The following is a 15,931-nucleotide window of genomic DNA, read 5'->3' on the forward strand; positions in this document are numbered from 1 at the left end:
GCCTTCTCTTCCGGCGCGTTATCGATCTGGTCAAACGCGCTGGCTGAACCTGTACCCCACACTTCGTGACATACACGAGTCAGAGCAGCGGTCAGAGTGGTCTTACCATGGTCAACGTGACCAATAGTACCCACGTTTACGTGCGGTTTACTGCGCTCAAATTTTTCTTTAGACACGGTTACACCTCTTCCTGTTACTTAAGTCCTGGGATCAACCCTTTTTAATGATCGCTTCGGCAATGTTCGAAGGAGCTTCCATGTAGCGGGAGAACTCCATCGCATAAGACGCCCGGCCCTGTGTTGCAGAACGCAGGTCGGTGGCGTAACCGAACATCTCCGACAACGGAACCTCAGCACGGATGACTTTGCCCGCGGGGCCTTCTTCCATGCCCTGCACGAGGCCACGACGACGGTTCAGGTCGCCGACAACATCACCCATGTAATCTTCAGGGGTGACCACCTCTACCTTCATGATCGGCTCAAGAAGGGCAGGATTCGCTTCGAGGGCGCCTTTCTTCATCGCCATGGAACCGGCGATCTTGAAGGCCATTTCGTTGGAGTCAACGTCGTGGTAGGAACCATCGTACAGTGTCGCCTTGATACCCAGCAGCGGATAGCCGGCCAGACAGCCGTTCTGCATCTGCTCCTCGATACCTTGCTGAACTGCAGGGATGTATTCCTTCGGAACCACACCACCAACGATTTCGTTCACGAAGATAAAGTTTTCGCCATCCTCGTCGTCCAGAGGCAGCGGCTCCAGCTTCACCTTGACGTGACCGTACTGACCGCGACCACCGGACTGACGTACGAACTTGCCTTCAACGTCCACCGGCTTGCGGATGCACTCACGGTAGGCAACTTGCGGCTTACCGATGTTGGCTTCAACTTTGAATTCGCGACGCATACGGTCAACGATGATGTCCAGGTGCAGCTCGCCCATACCGGAGATGATGGTCTGACCGGACTCTTCGTCGGTACGAACGCGGAAAGACGGGTCTTCCTGGGCCAGCTTGCCCAGCGCCACGCCCATCTTCTCCTGGTCAGCCTTGGATTTCGGCTCAACCGCAACGGAAATAACCGGCTCCGGGAACTCCATGCGCTCGAGAACGATCTTGTTGTTCTCGTCACACAGGGTGTCACCGGTGGTGACGTTCTTCAGACCGATAGCCGCGGCGATATCGCCCGCGAGCACTTCTTTGATCTCTTCACGGTCATTGGCGTGCATCTGCACCATCCGGCCAACACGCTCTTTCTTCTGCTTCACAGAGTTGTAGACCGCATTACCGGATTCCAGCTTACCGGAGTAAACACGGAAGAAGGTCAGGGTACCAACGAACGGGTCAGTCGCGATCTTGAATGCCAGAGCGGCGAACGGAGCGTCGTCGTCAACAGGACGGGTTTCTTCGGTACCCTCGTCGTCGACTTCACCACGGATTGCCTTGACTTCATCCGGAGCCGGCAGGAATTCAATAACGGCATCCAGTGCCGCCTGAACACCCTTGTTCTTGAACGCAGAACCACAGGTTGCCAGCACGATCTCGTTGGCGATGGTGCGCTCACGGAGCCCTTTCTTGATTTCGTCAAGGGTCAGTTCACCACCTTCGAGGTACTTGTCCATGAACTCTTCATTGGCTTCGGCAGCAGCCTCAACCATTTCTTCACGGGCCTTCTCGGCTTCCGCCTGCATGGACTCAGGGATGTCCCTGGTTTCGTAGGTCATGCCCTGGTCGGCTTCGTTCCAGTAGATCGCCTTCATGCGGAGCAGGTCAACGATGCCCTCGAACTCGTCCTCAGCGCCGATCGGCAGCTGGATGGGCACAGTGGTCGCGCCCAGACGGTTACGGATCTGCTCAACAACGCGCATGAAGTTAGCACCGGCACGGTCCATCTTGTTGACGAACACCATGCGCGGAACTTCATACTTGTTGGCCTGACGCCATACAGTCTCGGACTGCGGCTCAACACCCGAAGACGCACAGAACACAACCACAGCACCATCGAGTACACGCAGGGAACGCTCTACCTCAATGGTAAAGTCAACGTGCCCCGGGGTATCGATGATGTTGATGCGGTGCTCCGGGTACTGCTTGTCCATACCCTGCCAGAAGGTTGTAACAGCGGCAGACGTGATGGTGATACCACGCTCCTGCTCCTGCTCCATCCAGTCTGTTGTAGATGCGCCGTCATGGGTTTCACCCATTTTGTGACTACGACCGGTGTAATAAAGAATACGCTCGGTAGTAGTGGTCTTGCCCGCATCCACGTGCGCACAGATACCAATGTTTCTGTAACGTTTGATAGGAGTCTTGCGTGCCACGATATAAACCTCGGCTGATTAGAAACGGAAGTGAGAGAACGCCTTGTTGGCTTCTGCCATGCGGTGAACGTCTTCACGCTTCTTCACAGCGGCACCTTTGCTATCTGCCGCGTCAAGGATCTCGCCTGCCAGACGCTGCGCCATGGATTTCTCACCGCGCTTCCGGGAAAATTCTACGAGCCAGCGCATGGCCAGCGCGTTCTGACGGGAAGGCCGTACTTCCACAGGCACCTGGTAGGTAGCACCACCCACACGACGGGACTTTACTTCCACCATCGGCTGGATGTTTTCCAGGGCCTTCTCGAACATCTCGAGCGGCTCTTCCTTGGATTTGTCGGCAACAATGTCGAGCGCGCCATAAACAATGCGCTCTGCAACGGATTTCTTGCCGCTTTCCATCACGTGGTTGATGAACTTGGCAAGACGTGCACTGCCGAATTTGGGATCGGGAATAATCTCCCGTTTTGCTGCAACTCTTCTTCTAGGCATCGATAAGCCCTTATATATCTAAAAGGTCTTCAGGAACCCCTGAGATAGCAAAATGCTACTCAGCCTTACTCTTACCGTTCTGACAAGCAACGATAAAAGACACCCGTGTGGGACATCAGGACTTGGGTCGTTTTGCACCGTACTTGGAGCGGCCCTGCTTACGGTTCTGAACACCCTGGGTATCCAAAGTACCGCGAACAGTGTGATAGCGCACACCCGGAAGGTCCTTTACTCGACCGCCACGGATCAGCACAACACTGTGCTCCTGAAGGTTGTGACCTTCACCACCAATGTATGAGGAAACCTCGTAGCCGTTGGTCAGACGAACACGGCACACTTTACGCAGTGCTGAGTTCGGCTTCTTCGGCGTTGTGGTGTACACGCGAGTGCACACACCACGGCGCTGAGGACAGGCCTGGAGCGCGGGAACGTCGCTCTTGGCTACCTTGCGCTTACGAGGCTTACGCACCAACTGATTAATCGTTGCCATGTAAGCAAACTCCAAAAAACCATACCAATGAAACTTACCCCCTGTTCAGGGGGTAAAATTTAAGGGACGCAAGTGTAAGCCCGCGCCCCAAGTCAGTCAAGATGACTGATCTCTTTTTAACCACCCCGCGGGTAGGTATCTACCCGGAGGTGGTCACGCCGGAACTCAGCTTTCGCGATTGAGTTCGGCGCTCAGAGCTTCTTCGACATCCGCCGCAGTCACGCCCTGCTCTTCCAGTTCACGCTTGCGACGGCGCTCACTGTGGTAAGCCAGACCGGTACCAGCCGGAATCAGTCGACCAACGACCACGTTTTCCTTCAGGCCGCGCAGGTAATCACGCTTGCCGGTAACCGCACCTTCGGTGAGGACCCGCGTGGTCTCCTGGAACGAAGCCGCAGAAATGAACGACTCGGTGGCCAGGGAGGCCTTGGTGATACCCAGCAGCAGGCGCTCGAACTTGGCCGGCTCCTTGTCTGCGGCATCTGCCTTCTCGTTCTCTTCCAGCACCTGGGTGATTTCCACCTGGTCGCCGGAGAGCAGAGTGGTGTCGCCCGGATCGGTGATTTCCACCTTGCGGAGCATCTGACGAACGATAACCTCGATGTGTTTATCGTTGATGACAACACCCTGGAGACGGTAAACGTCCTGGATTTCGTTGGTGATGTACTTGGCCAGCTCGACCACACCCAGCAGACGCAGGATGTCGTGCGGGTTGGACGGGCCGTCAGAGATCACCTCACCCTTCTCAACGGTTTCACCTTCGAACACGTTGAGCTGGCGATGCTTGGGAATCAGCACCTCGTACGCGTCACCGTCTCTCGGCGTAATCACCAGGCGCTTCTTGCCCTTGGTTTCCTTACCGAAGGAAACGGTACCGCTGATTTCCGCCAGGATGGAGGACTCTTTCGGACGACGGGCCTCGAACAGGTCGGCAACCCGCGGCAGACCACCGGTGATATCCCGGGTCTTGGAGCTTTCCTGCGGAATCCGCGCAACCACATCACCCAGCTCGACGCGGGCGCCATTGGCCATGGTGACCAGAGCGTTGGCCGGCAGGAAGTACATGGCGGTAGCGCCACCCGGCAGTTCCACGTCATTGCCCGCCTCATCCAGTAACTGGATGGCCGGACGGATATCCTTACCAGCGGCAGGACGATCCTTCGGATCGATCACTTCCATGGTGGACAGGCCGGTCAGCTCGTCGGTCTGGGTCCGGACCGTAATGCCCTGCTCCATGTTGACAAACTTCGCCACACCTTCGGATTCAGCGATGATCGGGTGGGTGTGCGGATCCCACTTGGCCACCACAACGCCCGCTTCAACGGCATCGCCGTTCTTCACGGAGAGCACCGCACCGTATGGCAGCTTGTACCATTCGCGCTCACGGCCCTGGTCGTCGGCGATGGCCAGTGCGGAGGAACGGGAAACCACCACCAGGGAACCGTCGCTCTTCTCGATAGACTTCAGGTTGTGCAGGCGGACCGTACCACCGTGCTTGACCTGGATGTTGTCCACAGCCGATGCCCGGCTCGCGGCACCACCGATGTGGAACGTCCGCATGGTCAGCTGGGTACCCGGCTCACCGATAGACTGGGCGGCGATGACACCAACCGCCTCGCCCACGTTGACCTGATGGCCACGGGCCAGGTCACGACCGTAACACTTGGAGCAGATGCCGTAACGGGTCTCACAGGTAATCGCGGAGCGTACCCAGACCTCGTCCACACCGGCGCGCTCGATCATCTCAATGGTCTTCTCGTCCAGCAGGGTGCCTTCCGGAACAACCGCGTTTTCCTTGTCAGTCGGCGTGAACACGTCACGGGCAGTCACTCGGCCCAGGACCCGATCACCCAGCGGTACAACAACGTCACCGCCTTCGATGTGCGGCGTCATCAGCAGACCTTCGTCGGTGCCGCAGTCTTCCTCGGTCACCACCAGATCCTGGGACACGTCTACCAGGCGACGGGTCAGGTAACCGGAGTTCGCGGTCTTCAGAGCGGTATCCGCCAGACCCTTACGGGCACCGTGGGTCGAGATGAAGTACTGCAGTACGTTCAGACCTTCACGGAAGTTCGCGGTGATCGGCGTCTCGATGATAGAGCCGTCCGGCTTGGCCATCAGGCCCCGCATACCCGCCAGCTGACGGATCTGGGCCGCGGAACCCCGGGCGCCGGAGTCGGCCATCATGTATACAGAGTTGAACGACTCCTGCATCAGGTAGTCGCCGTCCTCGCCTTTCACAGGCTGGCCGTCGGGGCCGATGACCTGTTCTTTGGCCAGACGCTCCATCATGGCCTTGGAGACCTTGTCGTTGGCCCGGGACCAGATATCGATCACCTTGTTGTACTTCTCGCCCTGGGTCAGCAGACCGGACGCGTACTGGTTCTCGATGTCCTTGACCTCTTCGGAGGCGGCATCAACCATCTCGTACTTCTCGGGCGGAATCTCAAAATCGTTGAAACCGATAGAGATACCGGAGCGGGTCGCGTAGTGGTAACCCATGTACATCAGCTGGTCGGCGAAGATAACCGTATCCTTCAGGCCGGCATCGCGATAACAGGTGTTGATCAGCGCAGAAATCGCTTTCTTCACCATCGGCTTGTTAACCAGCTCGAATGGCAGGCCGTCTGGCACGATATCAAACAGCAGCGCACGGCCGACGGTAGTGTCGACGATGTCGTAACTCTCGGTACGCTCGCCATCCTCACCGATGGCAACCTGCTTGACGCGGACCTTGACCTTCGCCTGCAGATCAACCTTGCCGGCGCCGTAGGCACGATGCGCTTCTTTGACATCGGAAAACACCATGCCCTCGCCGAGCGCCGCATGACGCTCCCGAGTCATGTAGTACAGACCAAGTACCACGTCCTGGGACGGCACGATGATCGGCTCGCCGTTGGCCGGGGACAGCACGTTGTTGGTGGACATCATCAACGCACGGGCTTCGAGCTGGGCTTCCAGGGTCAGCGGTACGTGAACCGCCATCTGGTCACCGTCAAAGTCGGCGTTGTAGGCCGCACACACCAGCGGGTGCAGCTGGATTGCCTTACCTTCGATCAGCACCGGCTCGAACGCCTGGATACCCAGACGGTGCAGGGTTGGCGCACGGTTCAGCATGATCGGGTGCTCACGGATGACTTCGTCCAGGATATCCCAGACCACGCCTTCCTCGCGCTCGACCATCTTCTTGGCGGCCTTGATGGTGGTCGCCAGGCCGCGGTGCTCCAGCTTGGAGAAAATGAACGGCTTGAACAGTTCCAGCGCCATCTTCTTGGGCAGACCGCACTGGTGCAGGCGCAGGTAAGGACCGACCACGATCACGGAACGACCGGAGTAGTCCACACGCTTACCGAGCAGGTTCTGACGGAAACGGCCCTGCTTGCCCTTGATCATGTCGGCCAGGGACTTCAGCGGGCGCTTGTTGGTGCCGGTGATGGCACGGCCACGACGGCCGTTGTCCAGCAGCGCATCAACCGCTTCCTGGAGCATCCGCTTCTCGTTACGCACGATGATGTCCGGAGCATTCAGCTCCAGCAGGCGCTTGAGACGGTTGTTCCGGTTGATCACCCGACGGTACAGGTCGTTCAGGTCGGAGGTGGCAAAACGGCCACCGTCCAGCGGTACCAGCGGACGCAGATCAGGCGGCAGTACCGGCAGCACGGTCATGACCATGTCGCCCGGCTTGTTTCCGGAGTACAGGAAGGCCTCAAGGATCTTCAGGCGCTTGCTGAACTTCTTGATCTTGGTTTCGGAGTTGGTCTGGGGAATCTCTTCCCGCAGAGCATCCACTTCTTCCTGCAGGTCGATATCTTCCAGCAGCTGCTTGACGGCTTCGGCACCCATGCGGGCGTCGAACTCGTCACCAAACTCTTCCAGGGCCTCGTAGTACTGCTCATCGTTCAGCAGCTGGCCCTTCTCCAGGGTAGTCATACCCGGGTCGATAACGATAAAGGATTCGAAATACAGAACCCGTTCGATATCACGCAGGGTCATGTCCAGCATCAGACCGATGCGGGACGGCAGTGATTTCAGGAACCAGATATGGGCGACCGGGCTGGCCAGCTCGATGTGACCCATGCGCTCACGGCGCACGCTGGCCAGGGCAACTTCAACGCCGCACTTCTCGCAGATCACACCGCGATGCTTGAGGCGCTTGTATTTGCCGCACAGACACTCGTAGTCCTTGATCGGGCCGAAAATCTTGGCACAGAAAAGACCGTCACGCTCCGGCTTGAAGGTACGGTAATTGATGGTCTCAGGCTTTTTCACTTCGCCAAAGGACCATGAACGAATCATGTCAGGCGACGCCAGGCCAATGCGGATGGCGTCGAATTCCTTGCTCTGATTCTGGCTCTTGAGAAGATTCAGCAAATCTTTCATCAGTAAAAGCTCCGGATGGCGTTAATCTCGGGCGGGCACCCGCGGTGCCCGCTCACGCTGCCAAAAACAATTCGGCTCACTCGGATTCCAGCTCGATGTCGATACCCAGCGAGCGGATCTCCTTGACAAGAACGTTGAAGGATTCGGGCATGCCCGGCTCCATGCGATGGTCACCATCGACAATGTTCTTGTACATCTTGGTCCGACCGTTTACGTCATCAGACTTGACGGTGAGCATCTCCTGCAGCGTATAGGCTGCACCGTAGGCCTCGAGGGCCCACACTTCCATCTCACCGAAGCGCTGGCCACCGAACTGCGCCTTACCACCCAGCGGCTGCTGGGTTACCAGGCTGTAGGAGCCGGTGGAACGTGCGTGCATCTTGTCGTCGATCAGGTGGTTCAGCTTCAGGATATACATGTAGCCGACAGTGACCGGGCGATCAAACATCTCGCCGGTACGGCCGTCGTACAGGTTAACCTGCCCGCTGGTATCCATGTCCGCCAGTTCCAGCATACGCTTGACCTCGGCTTCCTTGGCACCGTCGAATACCGGCGTCGCCATCGGCACACCGTTACGCAGGTTGCCGCACAGCTCCAGGATTTCCTTGTCGCTGAGGGAATCCAGGTCCACCTTGAACACTTCATCCGAGTGATTGTAGATCTCGTCCAGCAACTGGCGCAGCTCGGCAATCTTGCGCTGCTCGTCCAGCATCCGGCTGATCTTCTCACCCAGGCCCTTGGCCGCGGCACCCAGATGGGTCTCGAGAACCTGACCAACGTTCATCCGCGAAGGTACACCCAGCGGGTTCAGAACGATGTCGACCGTGGTGCCGTGCTCGTCATACGGCATGTCCTCAATGGGCATGACCGCAGAGATAACACCTTTGTTCCCGTGACGACCGGCCATCTTGTCACCCGGCTGAATGCGGCGCTTGATCGCAAGGTAAACCTTGACGATTTTCAGAACGCCCGGCGCCAGGTCGTCGCCCTGCTGCAGCTTGGACTTCTTGTCCTCGAAACGGGCCTCGTGCTCTTTCTTGCGATCCTCAAGGCCCTGCTCGGACTTCTCGAGCAGTTCGTTCAGGCTCTCGTCTTTCATCCGGAGCTTGAACCAGTCCGACCGCGGCAGCTCAGCCAAGTAGGATTCTTCCAGGGTCGCGCCTTTCTTGAGGCCCGGGCCGCTGATCACTTCCTGCCCTTTCAGAGCATTCATCAGACGCTCGAAGGTCGCACCTTCAACAATGCGGTATTCGTCTTTCAGGTCCTTGCGGTACTTGTCCAGCTGCTCTTTCTCGATGGACAGGGCACGCTGATCTTTCTCGATTCCGTCACGGGTGAAAACCTGGACGTCGATAACGGTACCGCGGGTGCCGGTCGGCACACGGGAGGAGGTGTCCTTAACATCGGACGCCTTCTCACCGAAGATGGCACGCAGCAGCTTCTCCTCCGGGGTCAGCTGGGTTTCACCCTTCGGTGTCACCTTGCCAACCAGGATATCGCCAGGCCCTACTTCAGCACCGATATATACAATCCCGGACTCATCCAGCTTGGACAGCGCGCTTTCACCCACGTTCGGGATATCTGCGGTGATTTCCTCACTACCCAGTTTGGTGTCCCGAGCCACACAGGTCAGTTCCTGGATGTGGATGGTGGTCAGGCGGTCTTCCTGCACCACTTTCTCGGAGATGAGGATGGAGTCCTCGAAGTTGTAACCGTTCCAGGGCATGAACGCGATGCGCATGTTCTGACCCAGGGCCAGCTCACCCAGATCCACGGACGGACCGTCTGCCAGCACGTCACCACGGGCAATCACGTCACCCTGGCGCACAATGGAACGCTGGTTGATACAGGTGTTCTGGTTCGAACGGGTGTACTTGGTGAGGTTATAGATATCCACACCAGCATCACCGGCCTCGGTTTCCTGGTCGTTGACGCGAACCACGATACGGGCAGCATCGACGCTCTCGATGACACCGCCACGACGGGCCGTGACACACACGCCGGAGTCCTGGGCCACGGTACGCTCAACGCCGGTACCTACCAGAGGCACCTGGGACTTCAGAGTCGGAACCGCCTGACGCTGCATGTTCGCGCCCATCAGGGCCCGGTTGGCATCGTCGTGCTCCAGGAACGGAATCAGTGACGCTGCCACCGATACGACCTGGCGCGGAGACACGTCCATGAAGTTGACCGCTTCCGGCGGAGCCACGGTAAATTCATTCAGGTGACGTACGGTAACCAGTTCGTCCGTCAGTCGCTTGCTTTCGTCAGTTGCCGCACTGGCCTGGGCGATAACGTAGTTGCTCTCCTCGATCGCGGAGAGGTACACCACCTCATCGGTCACCACGCCTTCAACCACCTTCCGGTACGGGCTCTCGAGGAAGCCGTAGGAGTTGGAGCGGGCGTATGTTGCCAGTGAGTTGATCAGACCGATGTTCGGACCTTCCGGTGTCTCGATCGGGCACACACGGCCGTAGTGGGTCGGGTGAACGTCCCGAACCTCGAAACCTGCGCGCTCACGGGTCAGACCACCCGGGCCCAACGCGGAGATACGACGCTTGTGAGTCACCTCGGACAGCGGGTTGTTCTGATCCATGAACTGGGACAGCTGACTGGAGCCGAAGAACTCCTTCACCGCAGCTGCTACCGGCTTGGCATTGATCAGATCCTGCGGCATCAGGCCTTCACTTTCAGCCAGGCTCAGGCGCTCACGTACCGCCCGCTCAACCCGGACCAGGCCAACCCGGAACTGGTTCTCGGCCATTTCACCCACGCAGCGAACACGGCGGTTGCCCAGGTTATCGATATCATCGACCTGACCCTCACCATTACGGATGGCAATCAGGGTCTTGAGAACGTCTATGATGTCCTCGTGGGTCAGAGTACCCTCGCCGGTGCTCTCTTCACGGCCCAGACGACGGTTCAGCTTCATCCGGCCAACCGCGGAGAGGTCGTAACGCTCGTCGGAGAAGAACAGGTTGTTGAACAGGTTCTCCGCAGACTCCTTGGTGGGCGGCTCGCCCGGGCGCATCATGCGATAGATTTCCACCAACGCTTCCAGCGGGGTGCGGGTCGGGTCGATACGCAGGGTATCGGACATGAACGGACCGCAATCCAGGTCGTTGGTGTACAGGGTCTCGATATCCTTCACACCGGCTTCGAGGATCTTGGTAACCACTTCCTCGGTCAGCTCGGTATTACACTCCACCAGAACCTCACCGGTGGACTGGTCGATCATGTCCTTGGCCAGGACACGGCCGTAAAGGTATTCGGTCGGAACTTCCAGCTCGTTGATACCGGCTTTTTCCAGCTGCTTGATATGGCGAGCGGTAATCCGGCGACCTTCCTCGACAATCACGTTTCCGTCATTGTCCTTGATGTCGAAGGTGGCGATGTCACCACGCAGGCGACTCGGCACCAGCTCCAGCTTGCAGGTTTCTTCGCCCAGGGAGAACTTACTGGTATCGAAGAACATTTCCAGCATCTGCTCGGAGGTGTAACCCAGGGCGCGCAGCAGAATCGAGGCCGGCAGTTTACGACGACGGTCGATACGAACGAACACGGAGTCCTTCGGATCGAACTCGAAGTCCAGCCAGGAGCCACGGTAAGGAATCACCCGGGCCGAGTACAACAGCTTGCCGGAAGAATGGGTCTTACCCTTGTCGTGATCGAAGAACACACCCGGGGAACGGTGGAGCTGGGAAACAATAACGCGCTCGGTACCGTTGATAACGAAGGTACCGTTCTCGGTCATCAGGGGCATTTCGCCCATGTAGACTTCCTGCTCTTTGATGTCCTTGATCGCCTTGTTGGACGATTCCTTATCGTAAATGATAAGGCGGACTTTCACGCGCAGCGGCGCTGCATAGGTTACGCCCCTAAGCTGGCATTCCTTGACGTCAAATACCGGCTCGCCGATACGATAGCTCACGTACTCGAGCGCGGCATTGCCAGAGTAACTGACAATCGGGAATACGGATTTGAATGCTGCGTGAAGACCGGTTTCCCGGCGGTCTTCAGGAGCGGCTTCCATTTGCAGGAAGTCCCGGAACGAATCCAGCTGAATAGACAGCAAATAGGGGACGTCCATCACGGAAGGCAATTTACTAAAATCTTTGCGAATCCGCTTTTTCTCAGTGTAGGAGTAAGTCATCTGCATTCCCCAGCTTTAGACCTGATACCTGGTATCAAGAAGCAACCATTGTTCTGCTTCGGGGCCGAATTGCTCGGCTTATCGCGCCGTCTTGAACAAGACTCTGGCTGTAGGTTATAGATCTGACATCAACCTTTTAGTGCACACCAGACTCTATAGCATATACAACAGAAAAAGGCCGGTGGCCCGAAGCCACCAGCCTATCCATGCTTAATGCACGGTGTCGATCAACAGCCGACTCTTACTTAAGCTCAACAGAAGCGCCTGCTTCCTCGAGCTTCTTCTTGGCTTCTTCAGCGTCGTCTTTGCCAGCTGCTTCCTTAACAACGGAAGGAGCGCTGTCGACCATTTCCTTAGCTTCTTTCAGACCCAGGCCGGTCAGTTCACGAACAGCCTTGATGACGTTAACTTTCTTCTCACCGGCGCCGGTCAGAACAACGTCAAATTCGGTCTTCTCTTCGGCAGCACCTGCGTCACCACCAGCGGCGGCCGGAGCAGCAGCAACAGCGGCTTCAGCAGAAACGCCGAACTTCTCTTCCATAGCTTCAACGAGCTCAACAACTTCCATTACGCTCATTTCAGCAATTGCATTCAAAATATCGTCTTTAGACAGAGCCATGACTTTCTCCCAAAAATGTAAAAATGGTGTTCAACAGAATCAAGCAGCTTCGCGCTTCTGGTCGCGGACTGCAGCTACAACACGCGTGATCCGTCCCGGAATATCGTTCAGGCTGCGTGCGAGCTTGGTAACTGGTGCCTGTGTAACAATGGCCAGCTTGGTCAACGCTTCATGCAGCGTCGGCAGCTTGGCAAGGCGATCAATCTGATCCGCGCCCATCAGCTCACCGCCGACAGCCAGACCCTTGATTTCGAACGCCTCTTTCTCTTTGGCAAAATCCTTCAGCAGACGCGCTGCCGCGCCCGGATCTTCCATTGAGAAGGCCAGAATGGTCGGACCAACCAGAGCTTCGTCAATGCACTCGAACTCGGTACCGCGAATGGCAATCTTGGCCAGGTTGTTACGAACAACCTTCAGACGCACATTCTCGGCACGAGCCTTGGCACGAAGCGCGGTCATGTCACCGGAGGTGACACCGCGATAGTCAGCCATGACCACAGACAGAGCAGTACCAGCAGTCTCGTTGACTTCAGCGACGATCGCTTTCTTGTCTTCGAGTCTAATTGCCACTGGTTTTCTCCTCGATTTCGCCGGCTCTTGCCGGCAAACCCATCATTGCCCTTGCGGGCGCCTTAACGGTGTTTGGGTTCAGAGAGAACGTCTTCACACCGTCTGCGCAGGCGTTGCTTTAACCCTTGTGGCGTCTCCGGCGAACCGGAAACGCCTCGGGGGCCTGCGGTCTTTGACAGCCTTGGCTTCCGCCCAGACTACAAAGTAACCATCGATCAAAGAATCAAATAGCGAGACCGCTCTGATCGATAGTCAGGCCAGGACCCATGGTGGACGAAATGGTGATCTTCTTCAGATACACACCCTTCGACGACGCGGGCTTGGCCTTTTTCAGGTCTGCCACCAGAGCTTCAAGGTTTTCCTTGATGTTCTGGGCAGAGAATTCAACATTGCCCAGCGGGGCATGGATGATGCCGTTCTTGTCGGTACGGTAACGTACCTGACCGGCCTTGGCGTTCTTGACCGCGGTTTCAACATCCGGAGTCACGGTGCCCACCTTCGGGTTCGGCATCAGGCCGCGGGGACCAAGGATCTGGCCCAGCTGACCAACAACACGCATGGCATCCGGAGTGGCGATAACCACGTCGAAATCCATGTTGCCTTTCTTGACTTCTTCAGCCAGGTCTTCCATACCGACAATGTCGGCACCGGCAGCAGTGGCTTTCTCGGCATTCGCACCCTGGGTGAACACGGCAACGCGAACGCTCTTGCCGGTGCCGTGGGGCAGAACAGTGCTGCTGCGAACAACCTGGTCGGATTTCCGCGCATCAACGCCCAGGTTAACGGCTACGTCGACAGACTCCTTGAACTTCACGTTCTGGCCCAGCTCGGCCAGCAGCGCTACAGCCTCGTCAACAGAGTAGGCACGGGTGGAGTCAACTTTTTCACGAATCAGCTTCTGACGCTTGCTCAGCTTTGCCATCTTAGAGGCCCTCCACGTTCAGGCCCATGCTGCGGGCTGTTCCGGCAATGGTACGAACCGCTGCATCCATATCGGCTGCAGTCAGGTCCGGCTCCTTGGTCTTGGCAATTTCTTCGAGCTGCTCACGGGTCACGGTACCGACCTTGTCGGTGTTCGGACGACCGGAACCGCTCTTGATGCCAGCTGCTTTCTTCAGCAGAACCGGAGCAGGCGGAGTCTTGGTAATGAAGGTAAAGCTGCGGTCACTGTAAACAGTAATAACAGTCGGAATCGGCAGACCGGGCTCCATACCCTGGGTCTGGGCGTTGAACGCCTTGCAGAATTCCATGATGTTTACACCACGCTGACCCAGTGCAGGACCAACGGGGGGACTCGGGTTGGCCTGGCCGGCAGCAACCTGAAGCTTGATGTAGGCTTCGATCTTCTTTGCCATGTTAAATCTCCTGTGGGTTCAGACGCCTTTCGGCTCCCCTTATCAGACACAAAAAGCCCGCGTCGCCATAGCGCGCGAGCTTTCAGCTTGACAGCAGCTGATCAGTCTTTTTCGACCTGCCCGAACTCCAGTTCGACCGGAGTGGAACGACCGAAGATCAGAACAGCCACTTTGACTCGACTCTTATCGTAGTCGACTTCTTCCACCACCCCGTTGAAGTCCGCAAAAGGACCTTCAACGACGCGTACAATCTCACCCGGCTCAAACAGGGTCTTGGGCTTGGGCTTGTCGGCGCCGCTTTCAACGCGACGAAGAATGGCCTCTGCTTCACGCTCGGTAATCGGCGCAGGCTTGTCCTTGGTGCCACCAATGAAACCCAGGACCCGCGGGGTATTTTTGACAAGATGCCATGTTGCATCGTCCATTTCCATCTGGACGAGTACGTATCCCGGATAGAATTTCCGCTCGCTCTTGCGCTTTTTGCCATCGCGCATTTCGACGACTTCCTCGGTCGGAACCAGGATCTCGCCAAATTTGTCTTCCATGCCTTCGAGCGCAACACGCTCTTTCAGAGTGCGCATTACGTGCTTTTCAAAGCCAGAATACGCATGAACCACGTACCAGCGCTTAGCCATTGCCCACTCCCGTTTAACCAATAAATCCGGCGACCAGCCAACTGATCAGCGAGTCCATACCCCACAAAATCAGCGCAACAACCAGCACAAAGACCACAACAATCAGCGTGGTCTGGACAAGTTCCGGCCTGGTGGGCCACACAACCTTCCGGATTTCGACCCGAGCCTCTTTAAGCAGCGTTGCAAAACGGCGACCGCGATCGGTCTGCAGGGCAACGAAGGCCGCCACAATACCGAGACCTACGAGAGCCAGCACGCGATACAGAAGAGATTCGGCACTGAAATACTGGTTACCGACGACACCGACGGCAATCAGAACAAAAACAACCAGCCATTTCAGAGCATCGAAACGGCTGGTTGACTGAACGGCTTTTGACTCCATAGGAATCAGCTTATGTATCCGGATGTTAAAAAATGGCAGGCCAGGAGGGAATCGAACCCCCAACCTGCGGTTTTGGAGACCGCTGCTCTGCCAATTGAGCTACTGGCCTGCACCGAAACAACTCAGTGCAACTACAATCGAGTAACCCGAAGGTTACTCGATGATCTTGGAGACCACGCCGGCACCAACGGTACGGCCGCCTTCGCGGATCGCGAAGCGCAGACCATCTTCCATGGCGATCGGAGCGATCAGGGTAACGCTCATCTTCACGTTGTCACCCGGCATAACCATTTCCACGCCTTCCGGCAGTTCACAGGAACCGGTTACGTCGGTGGTACGGAAGTAAAACTGCGGACGGTAGCCCTTGAAGAACGGAGTATGACGGCCGCCTTCTTCTTTGGACAGTACGTACACTTCGCACTCGAACTTGGTGTGCGGAGTGATGGAGCCCGGAACCGCCAGTACCTGACCACGCTCAACGTCGTCACGCTTGGTACCACGCAGCAGAACACCAACGTTCTCACCAGCACGGCCTTCGTCCA

At 57.2% G+C, this 15,931-nt stretch carries 13 protein-coding genes and 1 tRNA gene; all 14 read right to left on the reverse strand.

Features of this window, described 5'->3' with window-relative positions; all coding sequences use genetic code 11:
- Positions 1 to 176, reverse strand: a 176-nt coding sequence (locus BM254_RS17490) for a GTP-binding protein (protein ID WP_245777475.1), incomplete at its 3' end; no start/stop codon positions are given.
- Positions 177 to 210: 34 nt separating this feature from the next.
- The gene (gene fusA / locus BM254_RS17495; RefSeq protein ID WP_092006902.1) at positions 211 to 2,316 is read right to left on the reverse strand and encodes an elongation factor G; all 2,106 of its coding nucleotides are present in this window, start codon (positions 2,314 to 2,316) and stop codon (positions 211 to 213) included.
- Between the two features lie 18 nt (positions 2,317 to 2,334).
- Positions 2,335 to 2,805 carry a 30S ribosomal protein S7 gene (gene rpsG, locus BM254_RS17500; RefSeq protein WP_008940668.1) on the reverse strand — a complete coding sequence of 157 codons (471 nt, stop codon included), beginning with the start codon at positions 2,803 to 2,805 and terminating at the stop codon, positions 2,335 to 2,337.
- A gap of 115 nt (positions 2,806 to 2,920) precedes the next feature.
- Positions 2,921 to 3,295, reverse strand: a complete 375-nt coding sequence (gene rpsL / locus BM254_RS17505; protein WP_008174844.1) for a 30S ribosomal protein S12 — start codon at positions 3,293 to 3,295, stop codon at positions 2,921 to 2,923.
- A gap of 165 nt (positions 3,296 to 3,460) precedes the next feature.
- Positions 3,461 to 7,675, reverse strand: a complete 4,215-nt coding sequence (rpoC, locus tag BM254_RS17510) for a DNA-directed RNA polymerase subunit beta' (protein ID WP_092006904.1) — start codon at positions 7,673 to 7,675, stop codon at positions 3,461 to 3,463.
- 76 nt (positions 7,676 to 7,751) lie between these two features.
- Complete coding sequence (rpoB, locus tag BM254_RS17515) at positions 7,752 to 11,828, reverse strand: DNA-directed RNA polymerase subunit beta (RefSeq protein WP_092006917.1); 4,077 nt, start codon at positions 11,826 to 11,828, stop codon at positions 7,752 to 7,754.
- A 241-nt stretch (positions 11,829 to 12,069) separates the two neighbouring features.
- Positions 12,070 to 12,447 carry a 50S ribosomal protein L7/L12 gene (rplL, locus tag BM254_RS17520; protein WP_092006906.1) on the reverse strand — a complete coding sequence of 126 codons (378 nt, stop codon included), beginning with the start codon at positions 12,445 to 12,447 and terminating at the stop codon, positions 12,070 to 12,072.
- 39 nt (positions 12,448 to 12,486) lie between these two features.
- A complete protein-coding gene (rplJ, locus tag BM254_RS17525; protein ID WP_092006908.1) occupies positions 12,487 to 13,017 on the reverse strand; it encodes a 50S ribosomal protein L10 in 531 nt (176 codons plus the stop codon).
- Between the two features lie 223 nt (positions 13,018 to 13,240).
- Entirely contained in the window at positions 13,241 to 13,939 is a 699-nt protein-coding gene (gene rplA / locus BM254_RS17530) for a 50S ribosomal protein L1 (RefSeq protein WP_092006911.1), read from the reverse strand.
- Position 13,940: 1 nt separating this feature from the next.
- Positions 13,941 to 14,372, reverse strand: coding sequence for a 50S ribosomal protein L11 (gene rplK, locus BM254_RS17535; RefSeq protein ID WP_008940662.1), 432 nt, complete (start codon positions 14,370 to 14,372; stop codon positions 13,941 to 13,943).
- Between the two features lie 101 nt (positions 14,373 to 14,473).
- Positions 14,474 to 15,007 (reverse strand): transcription termination/antitermination protein NusG, encoded by a 534-nt coding sequence (nusG, locus tag BM254_RS17540; protein WP_092006913.1) that lies wholly within the window; start codon positions 15,005 to 15,007, stop codon positions 14,474 to 14,476.
- A gap of 13 nt (positions 15,008 to 15,020) precedes the next feature.
- Complete coding sequence (gene secE, locus BM254_RS17545; protein WP_092006915.1) at positions 15,021 to 15,389, reverse strand: preprotein translocase subunit SecE; 369 nt, start codon at positions 15,387 to 15,389, stop codon at positions 15,021 to 15,023.
- Between the two features lie 33 nt (positions 15,390 to 15,422).
- Positions 15,423 to 15,498 (reverse strand) — tRNA-Trp (locus BM254_RS17550).
- A gap of 44 nt (positions 15,499 to 15,542) precedes the next feature.
- Positions 15,543 to 15,931: elongation factor Tu (locus BM254_RS17555; protein ID WP_483869256.1), on the reverse strand; the 389-nt coding region annotated here is incomplete at its 5' end.

This window comes from Marinobacter pelagius (assembly GCF_900114925.1).
Lineage (GTDB): Bacteria > Pseudomonadota > Gammaproteobacteria > Pseudomonadales > Oleiphilaceae > Marinobacter > Marinobacter pelagius.

What these genes read in the sequence shown, in the direction of transcription:
- rpsG (WP_008940668.1), bottom strand. Translation starts at nt 2,805, where the DNA reads ATGCCTAGAAGAAGAGTTGCAGCAAAACGGGAGATTATTCCCGATCCC.
- rpsL (WP_008174844.1), bottom strand. Translation starts at nt 3,295, where the DNA reads ATGGCAACGATTAATCAGTTGGTGCGTAAGCCTCGTAAGCGCAAGGTA.
- rpoC (WP_092006904.1), bottom strand. Translation starts at nt 7,675, where the DNA reads ATGAAAGATTTGCTGAATCTTCTCAAGAGCCAGAATCAGAGCAAGGAA.
- rpoB (WP_092006917.1), bottom strand. Translation starts at nt 11,828, where the DNA reads ATGACTTACTCCTACACTGAGAAAAAGCGGATTCGCAAAGATTTTAGT.
- rplL (WP_092006906.1), bottom strand. Translation starts at nt 12,447, where the DNA reads ATGGCTCTGTCTAAAGACGATATTTTGAATGCAATTGCTGAAATGAGC.
- rplA (WP_092006911.1), bottom strand. Translation starts at nt 13,939, where the DNA reads ATGGCAAAGCTGAGCAAGCGTCAGAAGCTGATTCGTGAAAAAGTTGAC.
- rplK (WP_008940662.1), bottom strand. Translation starts at nt 14,372, where the DNA reads ATGGCAAAGAAGATCGAAGCCTACATCAAGCTTCAGGTTGCTGCCGGC.
- nusG (WP_092006913.1), bottom strand. Translation starts at nt 15,007, where the DNA reads ATGGCTAAGCGCTGGTACGTGGTTCATGCGTATTCTGGCTTTGAAAAG.
- secE (WP_092006915.1), bottom strand. Translation starts at nt 15,389, where the DNA reads ATGGAGTCAAAAGCCGTTCAGTCAACCAGCCGTTTCGATGCTCTGAAA.